This is a genomic window from Terriglobus roseus DSM 18391 (genome assembly GCF_000265425.1).
Taxonomy (GTDB): domain Bacteria; phylum Acidobacteriota; class Terriglobia; order Terriglobales; family Acidobacteriaceae; genus Terriglobus; species Terriglobus roseus.
Genome location: NC_018014.1, coordinates 2,966,015 through 2,984,866, shown reverse-complemented (window position 1 = coordinate 2,984,866; position 18,852 = coordinate 2,966,015). Strand labels below are relative to the sequence as shown.

The 18,852-nt window shown below is 60.6% G+C and carries 19 protein-coding genes; 8 read left to right on the top strand and 11 right to left on the bottom strand.

All coding sequences use genetic code 11. The annotated features are described in order from the left end of the window. The first annotated feature begins 163 nt into the window (after nucleotides 1-163). The 3 genes from TERRO_RS12255 (at nucleotide 164) to TERRO_RS12245 (ending at nucleotide 4,761) form a co-directional block, all read left to right on the top strand. On the top strand, nucleotides 164-1,894 hold the full coding sequence (locus TERRO_RS12255; protein ID WP_052313336.1) for a sodium:solute symporter family protein: 1,731 nt from the start codon (nucleotides 164-166) through the stop codon (nucleotides 1,892-1,894). Between the two features lie 39 nt (nucleotides 1,895-1,933). Next, nucleotides 1,934-2,200, top strand: a complete 267-nt coding sequence (locus tag TERRO_RS12250) for a hypothetical protein (protein ID WP_014785970.1) — start codon at nucleotides 1,934-1,936, stop codon at nucleotides 2,198-2,200. A gap of 95 nt (nucleotides 2,201-2,295) precedes the next feature. Further along, nucleotides 2,296-4,761: a serine/threonine-protein kinase gene (locus TERRO_RS12245; protein WP_041593243.1), complete on the top strand. Its 2,466-nt coding sequence runs from the start codon at nucleotides 2,296-2,298 to the stop codon at nucleotides 4,759-4,761. A 71-nt stretch (nucleotides 4,762-4,832) separates the two neighbouring features. Here TERRO_RS12245 and TERRO_RS12240 read toward each other — a convergent pair whose 3' ends face one another. Both TERRO_RS12240 and TERRO_RS12235 read right to left on the bottom strand, forming a co-directional pair. Then, nucleotides 4,833-5,159 (bottom strand): hypothetical protein, encoded by a 327-nt coding sequence (locus TERRO_RS12240; protein ID WP_014785968.1) that lies wholly within the window; start codon nucleotides 5,157-5,159, stop codon nucleotides 4,833-4,835. Further along, the gene (locus TERRO_RS12235) at nucleotides 5,156-5,722 is read right to left on the bottom strand and encodes an RNA polymerase sigma factor (protein ID WP_014785967.1); all 567 of its coding nucleotides are present in this window, start codon (nucleotides 5,720-5,722) and stop codon (nucleotides 5,156-5,158) included. Before TERRO_RS12235 ends, TERRO_RS12240 begins: the two co-directional genes overlap by 4 nt. Nucleotides 5,723-5,820: 98 nt before the next feature. Between TERRO_RS12235 and TERRO_RS12230 the strand changes: the two genes are divergently transcribed. Then, nucleotides 5,821-6,252: a DUF6249 domain-containing protein gene (locus tag TERRO_RS12230; protein WP_014785966.1), complete on the top strand. Its 432-nt coding sequence runs from the start codon at nucleotides 5,821-5,823 to the stop codon at nucleotides 6,250-6,252. Between the two features lie 36 nt (nucleotides 6,253-6,288). Here TERRO_RS12230 and TERRO_RS12225 read toward each other — a convergent pair whose 3' ends face one another. After that, the gene (locus TERRO_RS12225; protein WP_014785965.1) at nucleotides 6,289-7,260 is read right to left on the bottom strand and encodes a hypothetical protein; all 972 of its coding nucleotides are present in this window, start codon (nucleotides 7,258-7,260) and stop codon (nucleotides 6,289-6,291) included. Nucleotides 7,261-7,478: 218 nt separating this feature from the next. Between TERRO_RS12225 and eno the strand changes: the two genes are divergently transcribed. Both eno and gpmI read left to right on the top strand, forming a co-directional pair. Continuing rightward, nucleotides 7,479-8,915, top strand: a complete 1,437-nt coding sequence (gene eno / locus TERRO_RS12220; RefSeq protein WP_014785964.1) for a phosphopyruvate hydratase — start codon at nucleotides 7,479-7,481, stop codon at nucleotides 8,913-8,915. Between the two features lie 89 nt (nucleotides 8,916-9,004). Beyond that, nucleotides 9,005-10,621, top strand: a complete 1,617-nt coding sequence (gpmI, locus tag TERRO_RS12215; RefSeq protein ID WP_014786168.1) for a 2,3-bisphosphoglycerate-independent phosphoglycerate mutase — start codon at nucleotides 9,005-9,007, stop codon at nucleotides 10,619-10,621. Here the strand turns inward: gpmI and TERRO_RS12210 are convergent. The 7 genes from TERRO_RS12210 to TERRO_RS23160 all read right to left on the bottom strand — a co-directional run bounded on the left by TERRO_RS12210 (nucleotide 10,618) and on the right by TERRO_RS23160 (nucleotide 16,302). Then, on the bottom strand, nucleotides 10,618-11,136 hold the full coding sequence (locus TERRO_RS12210) for a type II toxin-antitoxin system VapB family antitoxin (protein WP_014785963.1): 519 nt from the start codon (nucleotides 11,134-11,136) through the stop codon (nucleotides 10,618-10,620). The genes gpmI and TERRO_RS12210 overlap by 4 nt on opposite strands. A 34-nt stretch (nucleotides 11,137-11,170) precedes the next feature. Further along, nucleotides 11,171-11,776 carry a recombination mediator RecR gene (recR, locus tag TERRO_RS12205; RefSeq protein ID WP_014785962.1) on the bottom strand — a complete coding sequence of 202 codons (606 nt, stop codon included), beginning with the start codon at nucleotides 11,774-11,776 and terminating at the stop codon, nucleotides 11,171-11,173. 1 nt (nucleotide 11,777) lies between these two features. Next, nucleotides 11,778-12,803 carry a serine hydrolase gene (locus tag TERRO_RS12200; RefSeq protein ID WP_014785961.1) on the bottom strand — a complete coding sequence of 342 codons (1,026 nt, stop codon included), beginning with the start codon at nucleotides 12,801-12,803 and terminating at the stop codon, nucleotides 11,778-11,780. After that, the gene (locus TERRO_RS12195; RefSeq protein WP_014785960.1) at nucleotides 12,804-13,121 is read right to left on the bottom strand and encodes a YbaB/EbfC family nucleoid-associated protein; all 318 of its coding nucleotides are present in this window, start codon (nucleotides 13,119-13,121) and stop codon (nucleotides 12,804-12,806) included. A 31-nt stretch (nucleotides 13,122-13,152) separates the two neighbouring features. After that, entirely contained in the window at nucleotides 13,153-15,483 is a 2,331-nt protein-coding gene (gene dnaX / locus TERRO_RS23670; protein WP_041593241.1) for a DNA polymerase III subunit gamma/tau, read from the bottom strand. Nucleotides 15,484-15,548: 65 nt separating this feature from the next. Beyond that, complete coding sequence (locus TERRO_RS12185) at nucleotides 15,549-16,022, bottom strand: SET domain-containing protein (protein WP_014785958.1); 474 nt, start codon at nucleotides 16,020-16,022, stop codon at nucleotides 15,549-15,551. A 70-nt stretch (nucleotides 16,023-16,092) separates the two neighbouring features. Next, nucleotides 16,093-16,302: a hypothetical protein gene (locus TERRO_RS23160; protein WP_041592553.1), complete on the bottom strand. Its 210-nt coding sequence runs from the start codon at nucleotides 16,300-16,302 to the stop codon at nucleotides 16,093-16,095. Nucleotides 16,303-16,417: 115 nt separating this feature from the next. Between TERRO_RS23160 and TERRO_RS12175 the strand changes: the two genes are divergently transcribed. Then, nucleotides 16,418-16,939: a tetratricopeptide repeat protein gene (locus tag TERRO_RS12175; protein WP_041592552.1), complete on the top strand. Its 522-nt coding sequence runs from the start codon at nucleotides 16,418-16,420 to the stop codon at nucleotides 16,937-16,939. A gap of 15 nt (nucleotides 16,940-16,954) precedes the next feature. On the opposite strand, the gene TERRO_RS12170 is transcribed toward TERRO_RS12175, so the two are convergent. Continuing rightward, the gene (locus TERRO_RS12170) at nucleotides 16,955-17,425 is read right to left on the bottom strand and encodes a hypothetical protein (protein WP_014785956.1); all 471 of its coding nucleotides are present in this window, start codon (nucleotides 17,423-17,425) and stop codon (nucleotides 16,955-16,957) included. Between the two features lie 188 nt (nucleotides 17,426-17,613). On the opposite strand from TERRO_RS12170, the gene TERRO_RS12165 reads away from it, so the two are divergent. Then, nucleotides 17,614-18,792, top strand: coding sequence for a hypothetical protein (locus TERRO_RS12165; protein WP_245536082.1), 1,179 nt, complete (start codon nucleotides 17,614-17,616; stop codon nucleotides 18,790-18,792). Nucleotides 18,793-18,852: the final 60 nt, after the last annotated feature.

Genomic DNA, 18,852 nt, shown 5'->3' with positions numbered 1-18,852 from the left:
CTCTAGCCAATCGCTACGCTCTTCGGTCGCCTTTCTTGCAGATAGACGAAGGCGAAAACAAGGTCTAGGCTTGGTGCGGACTTCCTAGAAGAACACCTTACTTTCTGATCCCCGGAGACGCTACCTCTTGAGTACACATCTCGGCACTATTGATTGGCTCATTATGGCCGTGTACCTGGTCTTTGTGCTGGGCATTGGCGTTGCGCTGAAGCGGTACATGCGGACGAGCAACGACTTCTTCCTGGCCGGGCGCTCGATCCCGGCGTGGGTCTGCGGCCTGGCCTTCCTATCTGCCAATCTTGGGGCGCAGGAAGTCATAGGCATGGGTGCCTCCGGCGCGAAGTATGGCTTGGCAACCAGTCATTTCTACTGGATCGGTGCCGTGCCGGCGATGGTCTTTGTCGGCATCTTCATGATGCCGTTCTATTACGGATCCAAGGCCCGAAGCGTACCGGAGTACCTGCGTATGCGCTTCGACGAAAAGACGCGCGCGCTGAATGCCGTGTCGTTCGGCATTATGACGCTCTTCTCTTCCGGCATCAGCATGTACGCCATGGCTCTGCTGATCCAGGCGCTTGGGATCTTTCACGGCATCGTTCCGGACCAATATGTCTTTCATGTTTCGGTGCTTATCAGCGCGGTGATCGTGCTGGCTTACATCTTCCTAGGCGGGCTGACCAGCGCGATCTATAACGAGGTGCTGCAGTTCTTCCTGATCGTCGCCGGCTTCCTGCCGCTGGTGTACCTGGGCCTGCGCAACATCGGCGGCTGGCATGGGCTGCAGACTCGCCTGCCGGAGACTTACATGCACTCGTGGCGCGGCATGAGCCACGCCAACACCAATCCGCTGGGTGTGGAGTGGTTCGGCCTGACGATGGGCCTTGGGTTTGTGCTGAGCTTCGGCTACTGGTGCACAGACTTCCTGGTGGTTCAGCGCGCAATGGCTGCCGACAGTGAAGAGAGTGCACGCAAGGTGCCGCTCATCGCTGCGATCCCGAAGATGGTCTTCCCGTTCCTGGTCATTCTGCCTGGTCTGATCGCGGTGGCCACGCCGACCGTCATCTCGCATGTGAACGGTGCCAGCGTCACGTCTTCGCAGGGCATGATCCCCGTCAAGATGGATCCGCGCACGGGCGCAATGCAGACCGATAGCAAGGGCCAGCCGGTTTACAACTACGATCTCGCGATTCCGACGCTGCTGCTGCATTACTATCCGACCGGCATCCTCGGCCTCGGCCTGACCGCCTTGCTCGCCAGCTTCATGTCCGGCATGGCGGGAAATGTCACAGCCTTCAACGCCGTATGGACCTACGACATCTACCAGAGCTACCTGAATAAGAACGCTACAGACGCTCACTATCTCAAGATGGGCCGATGGGCTACGGTGGGAGGCGTCATCCTGAGTGTCGGCGCAGCGTATCTCGTCACCGGCTTTAACAACATCATGGACACGCTGCAGCTTGTCTTCTCGCTGGTGAATGCTCCGCTGTTCGCGACGTTTTTGCTGGGCATGTTCTGGAAGCGAACGACAGGTCACGCGGCGTTTGCCGGCCTGATCAGCGGTACCACCGCGGCACTGCTGCACCATGGCATGACGTTGCCGGTGGGCGACGCGCCGGGTATCCACGGTGCGTGGCTTGCGCATCTCCACAGTTATCCCAGTGATATGGCGCAGAACTTCTGGACAGCCATCTTCGCCTTCTCGGTCAACTTGATCGTAACGATCGTCGTGAGTCTATTGACAAAGGCTCGGCCGGAAGAAGAGTTGGTCGGCCTTGTGTATTCGCTTACGCCGAAGCCCGTCGAACATCATCTGCCCTGGTACAGCCGGCCGATGACACTTGGCATTGGCGTCCTTGCGATCCTTCTCGTGCTCAATCTGGCTTTCGCCTAGTCAAATAGTTAGCTTACCTAATGAAGTAGAGGAGTGATCATGGGTCTCGATCTTCGTATTCCACTGGGCCTCATGTTTTTGTCGATTGGCGCGCTTATGTGCGGCTATGGCGCGCTGACGTGGCATAGCCCGATCTATGCGCAGTCACTGGGGCAGAACATCAATGTGCTCTGGGGATCGGTAATGCTTATCTTTGGAGGGCTGATGTTTTTTCTCGGCCGCCGTGCGCGTTGGCAGGAGGGTTCGACTGATGGAACTGTCGGACGACCTGATACAGCCGTTGACGCAAGCCCTCGACGTCATTAGAGGGGACTGCCAAATAGGGACATCCTGAAAACACTTATGTTGTGCACACAGCTCTGTAATCAAAGAACCAGGCTGCTCCTGCGATAATGAGTGGCATGAAGCACCGCGTCATCGAACACTACGAGCTGGTCCGAAAGCTGGGCACCGGCGGCAGTGGTGTGGTGTGGCTGGCCAACGATACGGAGCTGCAGCGCCCTGTCGTTCTCAAGCTCCTGCAGCGTGGCGCGCTCACACCAGAGCAAATGCGCACCACCTATCTGCGAGAGGCCCGGCTGGCATCCGCCATTGAGCATCCCAACGTCTGCGGGATCTATGAAGTTGGCGAGGCTGATAACGAAGCCTTCATCGTCATGCAGTACATCCCGGGCAAGCCGCTGGACCGCATCATCGATAACGGTGCAGCAAGCCTGGAGCTTGTGTTATCTGTGGGGATTCAGGTGGCGGACGGTCTTGCCGCAGCGCATTCGCTTGGCATCTTCCATCGCGATCTGAAGCCTGCAAACATCATCCTGACAGACGGTGGGCTAGCGAAGATTCTCGACTTTGGTCTCGCGCGCCGCATCAACATGGAAGAGGTCGAGTTCGACCCGGCGAAGCACGCCGAGCGCAAAATTCCTATCGACGCGAAGTACACGGCACGCGGCGGTACGCTGGCCTACATGGCTCCGGAGCAGTTCGTGACGGGCCAGTCTTCTGTGCAAAGCGACATCTTTGCTGTCGGTGTCGTGCTGTACGAATTATTGACCGGCCGGCATCCATTTCACCGTCCTGATTCGCCGGACTTCCAGAGCATTCGTGCCATCCAGTTTGAAGAACCACCGCCAATCCGTGAGCTGGCTCCGGACGCACCGGTTGAGCTTGAGAGCACGATTCTTCATTGCCTTGAGAAACAGCCTGCGGCGCGCTTCGCGTCTGCAGCAGAGCTGCGTGAAAGCCTGCGCACCATCCTGATGGCGAAGCAGCTGGATTCGGTGATGTCGCCGGGACTGAACATGCCGTCGCGCAATCATTTGGAGATCCCAACGCCAGAACAGGAGAAGCGGTCGACCGGCATCCTCTCCATGCTTGCTGAGCGCTTTCGTGAGAGTGGCGGTAACCAGCAGCACAACACCATCGTGGTTCTGCCGTTCCTCAACATGGGACCAGCCGATGCAGCGCCGCTGTACGGCTATGCACTGGCAGACGCTATTAGTGCTCGGTTGGCGCGTATGCAGAGTCTTGTGGTCCGGCCTTCCAGTGCGCTGATGAACCTGAATGCGCGTCAGCTGGATCCGCTCAGCATCGGTCAGAAGTTGCGCGTGGAGTATGTTGTCGCCGGAAGCTTTCTGCGCAGCGATCAGGGATTCGATCTGAACTGGCAGATGCTGGATGTGCCGGCGCAGTCGGTACGCGCGGGCGGATCCATCAATGTGAACTCGTTCGATCTTGTGGCGGTTCAGAATGAGATCAGCGCGGAGATCTTCGCGGTGCTGCGCGGCACTGCGACTGTCCGCATCGCATCGCGCACGAAAGAACTGGAACAGGAAGACTCACGGCCGCTGGAGCAGGAGTTGTCCGAGGAGTATCTGCAGGCGCGTGCCTTACTCAACTCCTTCATGTTCCGCCGCGGCAGCGCGGACGATCTGGATCGTGCGAAGGAGCTGTTTAATCGTGTCTCGCAGCGCGATCCTTCCTATGCCCCCGCATGGACGGGGCTGGGCGTGACGCATTTGCAGTATGTGCGGCACGGACTGGGCGGCCAGATGCACCTGATCGAGACGCGGCGTGCCCTGGATCGCGCGCTTGCCATCGACCCAGGCTCGGTCGAAGCGAATCTTTATCGCGTCTACATGCTGCTGTCGCGTGGCGAAAAGGAGAGCGCGCGTCACGGCATTGCGCACCTGCTGCAGACAGCCGGAAATGATTGGAATGTGAGGCGTATCGCCGGTACGACGCTTCGCAGTGACGGGCAGTACGAAGCTGCTCTTGCGGAGTTTCAGACAGCGCTGCGGCTGAACCCGTCCGATGCGGCAGCCATCTACAACGATCGCGCGCGTGTCTTCCAGTACCAGGGGCAGATGGAGCTTGCCGAGGATGAGGTTCAAAAGGGCCTGACCCTGGAGCCAGGCCACACCCGCCTTCGCATCACACGTGGCTACCAGTTCATGCGTATCGGCCAGTTGGAGCGGGCGATTGCTGCACTCGAAGAGGTGATCGCAGAAGACAAGACGATGCGCATCGTCTATCCAACCATCGCCATGTGCTACGCGCAGCTTGGCGATCGCGCCAAGGCGTCGACCTTCATCGTGGATGAAACGCTCGCGGCGGCTGAGGCAGACAGCGAGATGGCGTATCGACTTGCGACCTATTTTGCTGTTGATGGTGAAGCGGTTGAGGCGTTGCATTGGCTCCGCCGCGCGGTCTACCTCGGCAATGAAAACTACCCATGGTTCTCGAAGAACCCGGCATGGTCTCGGCTGCATGGCAATGCCGACTTTGAGTTGATCCTGACGGATTTGAAGAAGACCTTCAAACGCAACAGCAAGAACTGGAAGCGCCTGCTGAGCCAGGTCGAGCGATAGCTTCACGCCGGATTCGGCATCGTTCAACCTCACTCCACTGCGCTCAGATTCACAAGCGCAGCGGAGTGGAACTAGAAGACCCGGCGTCGCGACAAGACGAACCAAAGTGTCAGTGTGCCAAATTGAAGGAAGAGAAAGTCTTCCGCAAGGCTCCACGCACCCGAGCGCCCCAATAAGGCGGCAGCAGCCACCATCCCCAGCAGCATGAACGCAAGCATGGCGAGTGTCACCCGCTGGCCGTAGTGCGATCCTTCCGGCAAGGCCTGCGGGAGGCGCACTATGTTTTTCTGCGGCAGCGCAGCCATCAGTCGGGCAGAAAAATCATCCGGTACGGCAATCAGCGGCTTTGCTTCCAGAGCGGTGGTGATCTGTTGTGTCAGTTCGTTCTGTTCGTTCAACGCCTGCCTCCCGTCTGTGTTTCCTGCTGTGGCGTGGGTCTGCGTTCGTGGCTGGCCAAAGCGACTCGAAGCTTGTTTCGTCCTCGATGCAGATGCGTTCGAACTGTGCCGATCGGCAGTCGCAGGGACTGCGCTATCTGCTGATAACTGCGCTCTTCCTGATGGTAGAGCACCAGTATGGCTCGTTCGACTGCGCTAAGATTTGCGAGTTCGTCCTCTACGCGTTGCTGCAACTCGCGTGTGCTCAGCTGTTCTTCGGCATTCGCTGAGGGGTGATGCAGCCGCTCTTCCCATCCGCTGACGTCGTCCGAAAGTGATGTCTCACGGGTATCCCGTTTGCGCCGCTTCCACTCGTCCTGCGCCACGTTCACGATGATGCGGTGCAGGTACGTGGTTAGGAGAGCTTCGCCACGGAACGAGGGGAGCGCGCGATAGAGCCGAAGGAAGACATCCTGGGCGAGATCGTCGACATGCTCTCGCGTGCCAGTCAGGCGCACCAACATGCGGAACACCATGTCCTGATGCTCTGCAACGATTGCCTCGAAGCTGTCCGTGGTCGTCAAGAGTGAGTAAGACCACGAACATCGTAATAAGTTTCACGCGGTGGGTTGAAACTTAAATACGGGCCCTTGGTCTAACGCGGACGAAAAGGAGAACACCCATGAATGGTTTCTACAGTCCCTTTATCGTCCCCGTAGCCGGTTGCCTCATGATCCTCGGGCTTGGCGTTGCGGGCATCTTTTCTGAGATCCGCAATAAAGAGCTCCGGTCGCAGGAACGCATCGCCATGCTAAACCGCGGTGTGCCGCTGGCAGATATCGAACGCATGATGAGAAGTGCGAACGAGGATGAGAAGCGAGTGCGTGATCCGCTCCGCAGCCTTGGCAACACACGACGTGCGGCCATGGTGCTCATCTCACTCGGGATCGGGCTATGCGCCTTCGGCTTGCTGCTTTACGCCATTCTGCTGGTTCGTCCGACGCTGATCGTTGCTGCCGCGGGAGTGATTAACCTGTGCATCGGCGTCGGATTTCTGGTCGACTACAACATGCAGAAGCGCGAACTCTCGCGCTTCGGCATGGAAGTCGAATGAGAGGTCGCGCTGCTGACTTCTGAATTGAGGTAATGCTTAGTTGGTCGGGACGAATGCTTGGGGTGCTACGTAGGGACGAGTCGTTGGCTCTGCTTCGGCGTTGACTGTCGACGAGCGTCTTTCAAGAACTGGAACCGTGCGCTGGGAGAATTCCGGCTGTCTTGCGCTTCCGCCGATTGCCATTGGTTCCGTGAGGCTGATCACCAGGACCGTGCCCTCGGGAACGCGGGCCTGACGATCCTGCTTCAACCACCAGGCAGTGCTGAGGCCGGCACCAACACCGGCGCCGATGAGTGCACCCGGTGCGCCGCCGATGATGCCGCCCGCTGCTGCTGCTCCGCCCGTGGTGAGCGACATGGCAGCCAGTGTTGCGCCGACGTGATCTTTCCGCAGGATGTTGCCCTCTTCATCGATGCGCGTGTCTGCGGTCTGGTCGGTGTCGATGACCATGGCACGCATGAGCTTTCGTGCTCCGTCCGGCAACACTACGGTCTCAACTTCCAGATGGATCAAGGCTGATCCGCGAATGCGACGGCCACCACGGACCTGTGTGATTCGGCCTTCCACCGTGGATCCCGCCGGGAGGACGACGCGGCCCTCGTTCAGAATGTCTTCGGCGAGTTCGGCGGTGAATGGGGTGTTCGGCTGCGTGGTTTGGGTCGCGATGGCCGATCTCAGGCGGATGTGCATCAGGGTGTTGATCGGAAGCTCATCAGCGCGGCGCGGCATCTCGCCCACAACGCCGGCATCCGGATCGACCTTCTCTTCGATGCGTGGGCGCAGGGTGACGCCGGGGCCAACGTACGGCTTGTACTCGCCGTACTGTTCGGACGCAACAGGAGAGCTTGCGGGTGCGCTCATTGGGATCGCGGCTGAGGGCTTTGCTGCCGGCGCAGGGATCGGAAGATCTGCTACTGAGTCCTCCGGCGGACGGGACACGCCGGTCTGCTGAGCAAAAACTGGTGTCGCCATGGCGACGATGAGTGCGAGTGCGATCTGTGGCTTCACGCTTCGGCTCCTTCTGCCGTCGGGGAGACTGCAGTTCTTCTTAGGCTAGAAGAGACGGGCGCCAGTGCGGCATGTCATCTGCCGGGCGAATCAAGAGCGTCACTGCTCCTCCCTCGGAAAGACCATTGCGCAGCGTGTTGATACTGCTTTGTTAGAATGACGGCGAAGCAGTTGCGGGTACTCGTGCCCGCCGGGCTGCACACACGGACAACATATTAATGGCTGAGTTGCTGGAGACGATCGTCGGTGCGGGTGGTAGCAGCATCGCCGTCGATCGGCGGCCACGGCTGAATGATCGGCTGCAACATCGCATCATCGCCCACGGGGGCATCCTCGCACCGCACGCGGGCGAAGGGAAAGGCAACATGACTGAGATCGTATCCATCACAGCGCGCGAGATCCTTGACAGCCGGGGCAATCCTACCGTCGAAGCCGACGTGACCCTTGCAGGCGGCGCCATTGGCCGCGCAGCAGTGCCCAGCGGTGCCAGCACCGGCGAGCATGAGGCAGTGGAACTGCGCGATGGCGACAAGGAAGTCTACCTGGGCAAGGGCGTGCTGCAAGCCGTTGAAAACGTTGAGAGTTCCATCGCTCCCGAGCTTTCCGGGATGGATGCTACGAATCAGCGTTTGATCGATGCGACGATGCTCGCTTTGGACGGGTCTCCGAACAAGGCGAACCTGGGTGCGAACGCGATTCTGGCGGTTTCGATGGCTTGTGCGCGCGCTTCGGCGAATGCGCTGAAGATGCCGTTGTACCGCTATCTGGGTGGCGTGAACGCCTGCCTGCTGCCGACGCCGATGATGAATATCCTCAATGGTGGCGCGCATGCGGACAATAATGTGGACTTTCAAGAGTTCATGATTATGCCGGTTGGTGCCGACAGCTTTGGCGATGCACTGCGCTGGGGGACGGAGGTCTTTCACACGCTGAAGGGCGTCCTGAAGAAGAAGGGTTACAACACCGCGGTGGGTGACGAGGGTGGTTTCGCACCGTCGCTTAAGTCCAATACCGAGGCGCTGGATCTCATTCTTGAATCGATTCAGTTGGCTGGTTACGAGCCGGGTGAGGATATTGTCCTCGCACTCGATCCGGCATCGAGCGAGTTCTACAACAAGGAGTCCGGCAGGTACATCTTCAAGAAGAGCGACAAGAGCGAGAAGAGCTCGGCCGAGATGGCTGCCTACTGGGCGGACTGGGTTCGCCAGTATCCTATCGTGTCGATCGAAGATGGTCTGGCAGAAGACGATTGGGATGGCTGGAAGATTCTGACGGACGAGATCGGGGACCGCTGCCAGTTGGTCGGTGATGACCTGTTCGTGACGAACACGAAGCGTCTGCGCGAGGGCATTGAGAAGGGTGTTGCCAACTCGATCCTGATCAAGGTCAACCAGATCGGAACGATCACGGAGACGATGGAGTCGATCGAACTGGCTCGCCGGTATGGGTACACGTCGATCATCTCGCACCGTTCGGGCGAGACGGAAGACACCTTCATCGCGGATCTTGCGGTTGCTACGAACGCGGGCCAGATCAAGACCGGTTCGGCTTCGCGTACGGATCGTATCGCCAAGTACAACCAGCTGCTGCGCATCGAAGAAGAGCTCGGTCAAGGCGCTGAGTACCTGGGCATCGAGTCCATTAACTGCGACTAATCGCCAGGTGAACCATTTACGGAAGGAGTGGCTTCGGCCACTCCTTCTTTGCAGTCAGCAGTAGTTTTACGGAAGCAAGGAGCTATCGCATGTCGCGTCGCAAGCCACTCGTTCTTACCATTCTTGACGGCTGGGGTATCCGTGCGGAGACGCATGGGAATGCGATTGCGATGGCTCGCAAGCCAACGTATGACATGCTGCTGCGCGAGTATCCGAATACGATCATCCGTGCGAGTGAGCACTTTGTCGGTCTGCCGGATGGGCAGATGGGCAACAGCGAAGTGGGCCATCTGAACCTGGGCGCCGGGCGTGTGGTTCGCATGGACATCACGCGTATTGACGCGATGATCGAGAGCGGTGAGTTCTTCAGGGACAAGCTGCTGGTCGACTCGATCCAGTCTGCGATGGAACGCGGTCGCGCGGTTCACTTTCTTGGTTTGTTGAGCGATGGTGGCGTGCACTCGCACCAGCGGCACTTGTACGCGTTGCTGAAGCTCTGCGCGCAGCTTGGTGCGAAGGATGTGTTCGTCCATGCGTTCCTTGATGGACGCGACACCATGCCGACATCCGGTGCGGCTTACATTGATGCGCTGCAGCAGCAGATCCGCGAGATCGGCGTGGGCAAGCTGGCGAGCTGCAGCGGCCGCTACTACGCGATGGATCGCGACTTGAAGTGGGAGCGCGAGCTGAAGGCGTTTGACGCCATGGTGAAGGGCAACGCCGAGGGCGGCTCGACGACGGATGCGGCGGCCAAGGTGCGCGAGGGCTACAACAACGGCGTCACGGATGAGTTCACGATCCCATTCGTTTGCACGGATGAGGCAGGGAAGCCGCTTGGCACCGTGCAGGACGAGGATCTTTGCATCTGCTTCAACTACCGCAGCGACCGCGTGCGACAGATTACGCGCGTCCTGGCACGCAATGTTGCCGGTGGCTTGACCAAGGCCGACGCACGCGATCTGCCCAAGGCTGACGAGCTGGACCTTGAGATTCCGCGTGTCAGCGTTCCGAAGAATCTGCGTTACATCACGATGACGCAGTACGATCCGAAGTTCACGTTGCCCATGGTCATCCTGCCGGAGAGCATGGATAACCTGCTGGCGAATGTGATGGCGAACAACGAGCTGCGGAACCTGCGCGTCGCCGAGACGGAGAAGTATGCGCACGTGACTTACTTCTTCAATGGCGGTATCGAGAAGCCATTCAGCGGTGAGGAGCGTGAGGTGGTGCAGTCGCAGAAGGTGGCGACGTATGACCTGGCGCCCGAGATGAGTGCGCGTGGCATCTGCGATGTGGTGATGAAGGCGATCGATGACACTGCGTTCGACGTGGTAGTCGTGAACTTTGCCAATGCCGACATGGTCGGTCATAGCGGCAGGATGGAGCCGACGATCAAGGGTGTCGAGACAGTCGATGCGTGCCTTGGCGAGATCTACGCATCCTTGAAGCGCAACGGTGGATCGTGGCTTATCACCGCGGACCATGGCAACGCGGAGATGTTGATCGATCCGGTGACCGGTGGACCGCACACCGCGCACACGACGAATCCAGTGCCGCTGATCGCTGTGACTGATCAGGGTAAGAAGTTCAGTCTGCGTGAGGGTGGTTCGCTGCGTGATCTTTCGCCGACGATGCTGGCGATGCTGGGATTGAATTTGCCGAAGGAGATGACGGGCGGCGATCTGAGAGTGTTTCCAGAAGCTTAACCCTCGATCGGCCAATCCTTTGGAACAGCCATCGCCGAGTCGGCTCGTTGAGGGAAGCCTAGTCGGACCAAGGCATCTCTGACGGCCGTGGCTCCCTCTATGAGGACGATCCGCGCCGCGGACGGATGATGAAGCAGAATCATCGAGAACGATGCGGCGATGCTTTCATCTGTTGGAGTGGAGGCGATGGCGCTTTTATAAAACGTCAGCGATGTGCCGCTCTTTGCGGATCGGATTGCTTCGGCCGCCTCAGAACGCGCCGGTGTTTCAAGAGCCCACACGGGCGACATTAGGCAGAGTCTAGCGATATCTGAGATTGGGGTTTCCGGGCCATCGACGACCGCGACGGACTCTAAACCTTCCGCATCCAGTGCATCTCTTGACGCCGCAAGTGCGAGATTCAATAAGTGCCCTCGAAGAACGAATTCAACTGCTTCACTTGGATCGCTGATGCCACTAACGCGCATAGCTTCGCCTACAAGTTCATCATCGAGCTGAAGGCGTCGTTTTCCCATTTACGAATACCGTAAAGCACACACGAAGATAGATCTATATCTCGCGACGGCCTTCCATTGCCCGGCTCATGGTGATTTCGTCGGCGTACTCGATGTCGCTGCCTGCGGGGACTCCGGTGGCAATACGCGTGATGCGCAGCGGATGGTCGGCACTGGCCTGATGGAGTTGGTTTGCGAGCCAGTGTGATGTTGCTTCTCCCTCGACGGTGGGCGAAAGGGCGAGGATGATTTCGTCGATCTCGCCGAGGCGGCTGAAGAGGTTGGCGGTGCGCAGTTGTTCCGGGCCGACGCCGTTGAGCGGGGAGAGCGTGCCGTGGAGGACGTGATAGATGCCGTTGTAGCCGCGGGTCTTTTCGATGGACGCGATGCTGGTTGGCTCTTCGACGACGCAGACCGTAGCGTGCGTGCGGGTGGGGGAGGAGCAGTAGGTGCAGGGATCGACGTCGGTGACGTTGTTGCAGATACTGCAAAGCCGCAGTTGCGCTTTGAGTTCGCGGATGGCGTTGGCGAGCAGTTCCGCGTCGGCGTTGGGCGAGCGCAGGATGTGGAAGGCCAGACGTTGTGCGGATTTGTTGCCGACGCCGGGCAGCTTGCGCAGCTCTTCGATCAGGCGGGCCATCGGTTGTGCGAAGCGTTCCATGCTACTTTGACGCTCCCTTTGCGGTACCCGGAGGCAGGCCCAGGCCGGATGTCAATGACTTGCCGTCGATACCGGCAGGAGACCACGCTTTGACGACGGCCTGCGCGATCTTTGCGATGGCGACTTCGCCCTCGTTATCGACGCTCCAGCCCTTGTCGGCGTTGTCGTAGGTGTAGACCGCGAGGACGATGGGACCGGACTTCGCCGCGAGGATGGCCACGTCGGACCGAGTGGCATCGAGCGACCCCGTCTTTGAGGCAATGCCGCTGCCTTTTTCCGTGTTGTCGAGCGTTTCCAGATAGCGTGGGATGGTGTCTCGGTAGAACTGGTTCCGCAGCATGTCGATGGCGACGTTGCAGGCTGTGTCTGCCTTTGCCTGATTGACCTTTGGCTGGCCGGGCAGGTCGACATCGCAACGACCGATCTTCTCGATCAGTTGCGCGATCTGGTGTGGCGTCGTCTTACCCAGGCCGAACTTTGGCTGGTCTGCGGGCATGGGGCCATCGGCCGGTTTAAAGACCTTCTTATAGAGCCATGTGTCGGTGTAGCCAAGTGCCGTCATGTTCCCGTCGACCTGTTTCGTCGGGAAGCGGTCAATCATGAGGTTGGTCGCGGTGTTATCGCTGACGATGACCATCATGGTGGCGATGTCTTTCAGCGTGAGCGTGATGGGCGTGTCGAAGAAGTGGAGGATGCCCGAGCCGGCGACGCCTTCGCCGGGTTTGAGTGTGACTTTCTCATCCCATGTGGCGTGGCCGAGAGCGATCTCGTGCACAGCGGTCCAGAGCAGGGCGAGTTTGATGGTGCTTGCGGTCTGGACCGGCTTGTCAGCGTCGATGCTGATCGTCTTGCCGGTGTTGAGCTGGTGTGCGTAGAGAGCGACGCTGCCGTGGTGCTGGGCGATGACCTGCTTGACGGCCTCATCGGGTTCCTGCGCGGATGCGGAGGTGCACAGGCCTGTAAGTGCGGCGCAGATGCAGAGACCGCGGAGGGATAGTTTACGGAATTGGCCCGCCGCGGTACGCACTTAGCCGAGCAGCTTTCCGAGGTCCATGCCGCCCAGCATGCCGCTGGTGGCTGCCTGCATCTGGTCGTCGGCCTTGCGGCCGGCTTCGTTGATGGCAGCGGTGATGAGGTCTTCGAGCATCTCCACGTCGCCGCCGCTGGCTGCGAGGGCATTGGGGTCGATCTTCAGGCGCAGCAGCTCTTTCTTGCCGTTGACGCGTGCCGTTACCAGACCGCCGCCGCTGGTCGCCTCTGCGGTGGTGGTGGCCAGCTTCTGTTCCATCTGTTCCTGCATATGCTGGGCCTGGCCCATCATCTCCTGCAGCTTGCTCATGTCCATGGGGTCGATCTCCTAAAGCTTTGGGAGTGCGCTAGTCCTTGCGCAGGTCGAAGACGTTGGTGACTTCGGCGTTGAAGAGCCGTTGAGCGGCCTGGACGGTTGGATGCTCCAATGCCTTTGCCTGCGCGGAGCCGGTGCGGGGTTTCTTGGGGGCGGCTGCCTTGGCTTTGCTTTCGGGCGTAGCCGGCTGGAAGACGATGCGGACACCGCCCAGGCCTTTTTCGCGCAGGGCCGTCTTGATAATGGCTTCGACGTCCGGGCGGAAGATGGTGGACATCAACGGCTTGGAGAGCGTGGTCGCTATCAGGACTTCGCCGTCGGCGATGGTCCAGGTGGTCTCTTCCAGTTGTTCCGCGGCCGAGTTGTGCTTCTTTGTCTCGAAGAGGGCTTCGACGGCGGCGGCTTGAAGTTGCGCCGCGTCGGATGCTGCTCCGGTGACTGCGGGGGCCGAGGCGGGCTCTGTGGCGTCAGGGTCGGCGTCCGGCAGTGGCATGCTCTCCCAGGAGGGATCGTATGCCTCGTCGGCGTGTGCGGCCGGCGGGTCTGCGAGCGCGACGGCGCTGGGCTGGATGTGGATGTTCAGGCCGGTGCTGGGTTCTGGTGGTGTGGCTACTGCCGGGGTACTGAAGGGCGAGAGGTTCGCGGGCTTCGGTGCTGCCGGTTCGGGTGCAGAGAATGGCGACAGGGTTGCGGGCTTCGCGGCTGGCGGTTCGGCGGCTACAGGCGGCGCGAAGGGCGACAGGTTCGCGGGCTGGTGGGCGACTGGATCGGGTGCGAGGGCGAGTGCACCTTCGGTGCGTCCGGTTACGGGTGTCACACTGCCTACGGGACGTGCTTCGCGCGAGGCCCACACATCCGCTTCGCGTATGTATGGGGCACCCGGTTCTGTGGAGGTGCTGACGGGCGTTGCGACCGGCGTGGGAGCGGCGGTCGGTTGTGATTCGAAGCGGGGTGCTGGCGTCACGGGAGTGGAGGGGTTGGTTGTTGTGCTTGCCGTGGGAGTTACCGTGGCACTGGCTGACGGAGCGGTCGAGGGTGCCTTTGGGTCTTCCTTCGCGGGGAGGCCCGTGACGTTGCCGCCTGCTTCGTAACGCGACGGTGGTGCTGCCGGACGCGAGGGGGCCGTGCTGGGCGCAGCGGCCGGGCGTGGCGGCGGCATGGTGCGCGGTGTCGGGTTGTTGCTGGGCTTGGGGAGTTGCGAGAGGAACTCTTCGATGGGGATGAGTCGCTGCAGGTGCACGAGCTTGATGAGCCCGAGCTCGAGGTGCAGGCGCTGTTCCTGGCGGAAGCCGAGGTCGTCGAAGGTGCGCAGCATGACGCCGAGGAAGCGGGTGAGTTCTTCCTCGGTGAAGAGCATGGCGGTGCGGACGGCGCGGCGGCGCTCGTCGGGGCTGATCTGCAGGAGGTCGCTGGTGTTCTGCTCTTCGGTGAGCGAGGCGATCTTGGCGACGATGCAGTTGCGGAGGTAGCGGACGAACTGGCGCGCGATCTGCGAGGAGGAGTTGCCGGCGTCGAGCAGGCGGCCTGCGGTGGTGAGGACGGCGGCTGAGTCGTTGCGTGCGACGGACTCGAGGATTTCTTCGAAGACGGTGTTGGGCACGGTGCCCATGAGTTCGCGGATCTCGCTGGCGCTGAGCTCGGCTTTGCCGTCGACCATGGGCGCGGAGGCGATGGCCTGATCCATGATGGAGAGCGCGTCGCGCATGCTGCCGTCGCCGGCTTCGGCGAGGAGAGCGAGCGCGGCTTCGTCGGCGAGGACGCCTTCGTGAGCGGCGATTCCGCGGAGTTCGTTGAGGATGTCGTCGAGCTTGACGGCGTGAAAGCTGAAGTGCTGGCAGCGCGAGCGGATGGTCTGCGGGATGTTCTCCGGCTCGGTGGTCGCCATCATGAAGACGATGTGGTCTGGTGGTTCTTCCAGCGTCTTCAGGAGTGCGTTGAAGGCGGCATCGGTGATCTGGTGCGCCTCGTCGAGGATGTAGATCTTGAAGCGGTCGCGGGAGGGGCGGTAGCGGGCGGCGTCGCGCAGTTCGCGGATCTCGTCGATGCCGCGGTTAGTGGCGGCATCGATCTCAATGACGTCGACGGCGTTGCCGGCGCGGATCTCGGTGCAGGCGTCGCAGACGAGGCAGGGCTCGGGTGTCGGGCGCTCTTTGCTGCCGATTTTGTTCTGGCAGTTGAGCGCGCAGGCGAGGATGCGCGCGATGGTGGTTTTGCCGATGCCACGGTGACCGCTGAAGATGTAGCCGTGCGCGATGCGGTTTTGCTCGAGCGCGTTCTGCAGGGTTCGTGTGACGTGGTCCTGGCCGGCGACGTCGGCGAAGCGTTGCGGACGATATTTGCGGGCAAGTACCTGGTAAGCCATCGCCATTTAGTTTAGCGGGTGCCGCGGTGGATTAGGCGGATCGTTGGTGGGTGGCCGTGGAGGGGCTATTTGGCCTTTTTGGGTTTCTTGCGGAGGGTCATGGGCAGGCCGAGTCGCTTGCGGCGCTTGATCTCCTCGTCGGAGAACATGGTGCCGCGGCAGGCTTCGGTCCCGCAGTAGCAGGGCTGGTCGTCTTCGTCGCTGTCGTAGAGGTGGTACTCGTAGGTGAGTTCTTCTCCGGCGGCGATGTTGCGGAGGGCGAGGACGTAGATGTGGCCGTCGTTTTCTTCGCTCTGGCAGTTGGGTTCGCAGCAGTGGTTGATGAACATGGGCGTGCCGAAGCCGTCGATGACGGTGTCCCGGTCGTGGACGCCGAAGAGGTAGGTGATGTCGCGGTTGGCGTAGCGCTCATCTGCCTCCGCCTTCGTCATGCGCGGACCCTCGTATTCGGCGACGCGTGCGCCGGCGCGAATGGGGTCAAGTGTGTAACAGCCGCAGCCGTGGACCGGCGACGAACGGAGCATGAGTCTTGGGAGCATTGTTGCGCGAGTATACGGCACGTGACCTTGGCGCGAAAACAGATGGTTGCCTCACGCTGGGATGGAGCGTCTAAGCTGTTGTGTAAGTCATGAGCGAACGGACGAGATCGGCGAAGAGGTTGGCGGTGGCGGCATGCGTGCTGCTGGCGGTTGCTTGCGGCAGTGCGCAGACCTCAAAGCCTGCGAAGAAGTGCAAGGCGGGATCGAAGGATCCGGCGTGCGTTGCGACGGATTCGGCGGCACCGGCGGGATCTTCTTCTTCGAGCGATACGCAAGACAAGCCTCCTGCGGCGGCGTTTCCTTTCCCGACGGATGACTCTAAGCACGGGGCGAACGTGGATGGGGAGCCTTCGGGGCCGCCTGCGAAAGCGGCGAACCCGAATGGTCTGCCAGCGATGCCGACGGAGCCTGTGCCCGATCCGCCTGCGTCGTCCGAGCGGCCGATGAAGCTGCCGCCGGATGGCTATTCTTCTTCGGGAAGTAGTTCGAGCAGCGGAGGCGACGATGGTGCTAGTTCCAGCTCGAAGGCGGACGATGATGCGGATGTTGCGCCGACGACGGCTGCGCCGAATGCGCCGGTGAAGGCTTCAAAGCTGAAGGATCTTGGCAGTCGCGGCGATATGAGCGCAGCCCGGTTGAAGCTGGAAGCGACGCGCGTGGCGGACGACCTGAAGATTGCGAAGTTCTATATGAATGACGGCAACACGCAGGGAGCTTATCTGCGTTACAAGGATGCCGTGGATCATGCTCCGGACGATCCGGAGGCTCGGTTTGGCCTGGCTCAGGCTGCCAGCAAGCTGAAAAAGACGGACGAGGCTGTCCTGAACTATCGCGAGTACCTGAAGCTGGATGAGGAAGGCGACCATGACCGGGATGTGCGGCAGGCGCTGGCAAAGCTGGGCGCTCCGGCGAAGTAAGCTTCATGCGGAGTTTTAGTCCGCGTCCCGGACCATCAATTCCTCGTCGTAATCCTCTTCCGCGCTTGTTAGCGTTGCGGGCTGGTCGCTCATCGTCTCTTCCGTTAGCAAATAGCGGCGCAGGTAGCGCAGTGGTTCCGGTGCGGTGGCCATCTCGCGCAGGTGGTATTCCCAGACATCGCTGCGGCTGGACTGTCGTAGATGTGCCTTGCGCTGGACGGTGCGCGCTTCCCCGGTGGACCGGGCGCTTTGGAAGGTTTGCTGGGGAACCACGAAGGTAATGCGTTCGCCACTGCGGAAGAATGCCCGTGCGAAGGTGTGGGAGAAGACGAGCATGTGGGCTCGTTTGCCGCGCGCGAGCCAGCGGACGGCTTCGTCGGCGCCCGTCCACGGCATGCCGCTGTGTTCGTGGTACCAGCGTTTGAACTCAAAGCCCGATGCTCGTGCCTGGCCGATGAGCAGTTGCAGTAGCTGCGCGCGCGTCATGGGTACCAGCCTCAGGAAAGGGTGCCCCCAACTTATGCGCGCACGGGCCATCCGTCAATCCGGCAATCGTTCATCGGGACTTGCGGACTCTGGCGGAGATGAGATTGTGTCCGGTAATGACGCGCCGCGCATCCCGGCGCGGCCCGGGACGCGTCTACCAACGTGTGGCGATGCGAATGAAAGTCCCGATGGCTGCTGTCCTGCTTGCTTTGGTTTGCGGTACCGCACGTGCGGAGAATACCTACCCGCTGAACAACGATCCGCAGGTCCGTGAGGCCTTTCAGCATTTCTACAACCTGGATTATGACGGTGCGATGCAGCGTTTCCAGGCGGTGCAGCGTGAGCACCCGCAGGACCCGATGGCCAGCGGCTATGTGTTGATGGATACGATCTTCCGCGAGCTGTATCGGCAGGATCTGCTGGACACGACCTACTACGCGCACGAACATTTCCTGAGTTCCGGGCATAAGTCCGACATCTCGGAGGCGACGCGCAAACAGATCGACCAACTGACGGATAACGCGATTGCCCAGGCGGATGTTCGCATCAAGGCAAACGGCCAGGATAAGGACGCCTACTTCGCCCGCGGCTACGTGCGCGGGATGCACGCAGCGTGGATGACGCTGGCGGACCACAGCTTTACCGGCGCCGCGCGGCAGGGACTGGCGGCACGCAATGACAGTGAGCAGGTGCTGAAGCTGGACCCCAACTATGCGGACGCGAAGATGGCGGTGGGCATTCAGCAGTTTGCGGTGGCTAGTCTGCCGCGCTTTGTACGGATGCTGGTGGGTATCGCAGGGATCGGCGGCAACAAGGAAGGCGGCCTGAAGCTGCTGCGTGAAGCGGCCGCGAACGGTACGGCGACCAAGGTGGAATCACAGACGGCGTTGTCCCTCTTCCTGCGGCATGATCAGCGCTATAGCGAGGCCTATGCAGTCGCCCAAGGGCTGGCGAAGCAGTATCCGCATGACTTTCTGTTCCGGCTGGAAGAGGCGAACCTGATGAAGGATTCGGGTCATGGCCCGGAGGCCATCAACATCTACAAGGCTGTGCTGGCGGATGCCGCGAAGCCAGGTTACTTCATCGATCCCCGATTGCAGCTTGCGTACTTTGGCCTGGGAGAGACGCAGCGGGGGCAGAATGACGTCCTTGGTGCTGCGGAAAGTTATCTGAAGGCTTCTCAGCAGCCGAACTGCAGCGACTGGATGCGGAAGCGTGCGCAGTTGAATGCGGGCATGATGCTGGACAAGCTGCACCGCAGGGATGAGGCTGTGAAGCAGTATCAGTTGGCGGCGGCGGCCGGTGGCGACCAGACGCAGGCGGATGCTGCACGGAAGTTGATAAAGTCCCCCTATACGGGAACTTAGGCTTCGGTACGTGCGTATCTCTCTCCGTGAATGCCGAGCGTGTGCAAGAATGCTGTGCAT

What these genes read in the sequence shown, in the direction of transcription:
- eno (WP_014785964.1), top strand. Translation starts at nt 7,479, where the DNA reads ATGGCTGAGTTGCTGGAGACGATCGTCGGTGCGGGTGGTAGCAGCATC.
- TERRO_RS12210 (WP_014785963.1), bottom strand. Translation starts at nt 11,136, where the DNA reads ATGGGAAAACGACGCCTTCAGCTCGATGATGAACTTGTAGGCGAAGCT.
- TERRO_RS12165 (WP_245536082.1), top strand. Translation starts at nt 17,614, where the DNA reads ATGGCTGCTGTCCTGCTTGCTTTGGTTTGCGGTACCGCACGTGCGGAG.
- TERRO_RS12230 (WP_014785966.1), top strand. Translation starts at nt 5,821, where the DNA reads ATGAATGGTTTCTACAGTCCCTTTATCGTCCCCGTAGCCGGTTGCCTC.
- TERRO_RS12250 (WP_014785970.1), top strand. Translation starts at nt 1,934, where the DNA reads ATGGGTCTCGATCTTCGTATTCCACTGGGCCTCATGTTTTTGTCGATT.
- TERRO_RS12245 (WP_041593243.1), top strand. Translation starts at nt 2,296, where the DNA reads ATGAAGCACCGCGTCATCGAACACTACGAGCTGGTCCGAAAGCTGGGC.
- dnaX (WP_041593241.1), bottom strand. Translation starts at nt 15,483, where the DNA reads ATGGCTTACCAGGTACTTGCCCGCAAATATCGTCCGCAACGCTTCGCC.
- gpmI (WP_014786168.1), top strand. Translation starts at nt 9,005, where the DNA reads ATGTCGCGTCGCAAGCCACTCGTTCTTACCATTCTTGACGGCTGGGGT.
- TERRO_RS12175 (WP_041592552.1), top strand. Translation starts at nt 16,418, where the DNA reads ATGCCGACGGAGCCTGTGCCCGATCCGCCTGCGTCGTCCGAGCGGCCG.
- TERRO_RS12185 (WP_014785958.1), bottom strand. Translation starts at nt 16,022, where the DNA reads ATGCTCCCAAGACTCATGCTCCGTTCGTCGCCGGTCCACGGCTGCGGC.
- TERRO_RS12195 (WP_014785960.1), bottom strand. Translation starts at nt 13,121, where the DNA reads ATGGACATGAGCAAGCTGCAGGAGATGATGGGCCAGGCCCAGCATATG.
- TERRO_RS12255 (WP_052313336.1), top strand. Translation starts at nt 164, where the DNA reads ATGGCCGTGTACCTGGTCTTTGTGCTGGGCATTGGCGTTGCGCTGAAG.
- recR (WP_014785962.1), bottom strand. Translation starts at nt 11,776, where the DNA reads ATGGAACGCTTCGCACAACCGATGGCCCGCCTGATCGAAGAGCTGCGC.
- TERRO_RS12170 (WP_014785956.1), bottom strand. Translation starts at nt 17,425, where the DNA reads ATGACGCGCGCGCAGCTACTGCAACTGCTCATCGGCCAGGCACGAGCA.